The organism is Frankia sp. AgKG'84/4 (genome assembly GCF_023242965.2).
In the GTDB taxonomy this organism is placed as follows: domain Bacteria; phylum Actinomycetota; class Actinomycetes; order Frankiales; family Frankiaceae; genus Frankia.
On record NZ_JALKFU020000752.1, the window covers coordinates 1 to 1,211 of the forward strand.

Below are 1,211 nucleotides of genomic sequence, written 5' to 3' on the forward strand. Positions count from 1 at the left end.
GGTCCGAGCCCGGCGAGACACTGACGCAGCGCGGCGGCCGAGGCGGCGAAGGGATGCTCGGCGCCGGCCGGCGCCGAGGGAAGGCGGGTCGCGTCCTCCGCCCACAGCAGCGGGCCGTCACGGCCTGCGAGGGCGTGCAGGACCAGCGCCTGCCCCGTCGTCGCGTCAGCCATCGCCGCCACGATACGGCTCGCCCGACGGCTTCAGCCTGACCATCGGTTCAGCCTGACCGTCGCCCGGGCAGCGCGAGGAACACCACGACGCCGCCGAGCGCCAGCAGCCCCGCGCACACCTCGAGCGCGATCGTGGTGCCACGCGCCGGGTCACCCGACGACGCGGCGAAGACAGCGCCCAGCACCGCGACGCCCAGCACGGCGCCGGTCTGGCGCGACGCGTTCAACGCCCCGCCGCCGACCCCCGCCAGCTCCGCCGGCACCGCGCCCATCACCGCGGTGACCAGCGACGGGATCCCGAAGGACACCCCGAAGCCGATGGCCAGCAGCGCGAGGACCGTCGCGGCCTGGTCGAGCGTCGCGTCACCGGTGAACGCGGCCTGGATCGACGTCCCGCCCGCCATCAGGGCGAAACCGGCGGCGGCGGGCCACCGCGGCCCGACCCGGGCGACGAGACGCCCGGTGAGGATCGGGTTCACGGCGGTCGGCAGCGTCAACGGCAGGAAGGCCAGCCCGGCCGCACCCGCCGAGTAGCCGCGGCCCTCCTGCAGGAACAGCGACAGCACGAACATCATCCCGGCCAGGCCGAAGTTCACGATCAGGCCGGCGACCAGGCCCGCCCGCAGCACCGGGCTGGCGACCAGCCCGGGGGGCACCATCGGCTGGCGCCCCCCGGGCCGCGCCCGCCGCTCCACGGCCACGAACGCCGCACCGGCAACCACGGCCAGCGTCAGCGATCCGACCACCGCCGTCGAGCCCCAGCCCCGCGGCGCGCTCGCGACCAGGCCAAAGGTCAACGCGGCCAGCGTCACGATCGCGCTGACCTGCCCTGGCAGATCTACCCCGCGACCGGCCAGGCCAGCCGTCGCCGGGGCATGCCGCCGGGTCAGCACCAGGCTCACCGCGGCGACCGGCACGTTGACCAGGAAGATCGCCCGCCAGCCGACCGTCTCCGTCAGGAACCCGCCGACGACGGGCCCGGCGGCCAACGCCATCCCGGTGACGGCCCCGGGCGCTGGGCGCCTGGGCGGCCGTCAC

At 76.4% G+C, this 1,211-nt stretch carries 1 protein-coding gene; it reads right to left on the bottom strand.

Features of this window, described 5'->3' with window-relative positions:
- Positions 1–220: 220 nt before the first annotated feature.
- Positions 221–1,168: an MFS transporter gene (locus MXD58_RS24960; RefSeq protein WP_250610079.1), complete on the bottom strand. Its 948-nt coding sequence runs from the start codon at positions 1,166–1,168 to the stop codon at positions 221–223.
- Positions 1,169–1,211 lie beyond the last annotated feature (43 nt).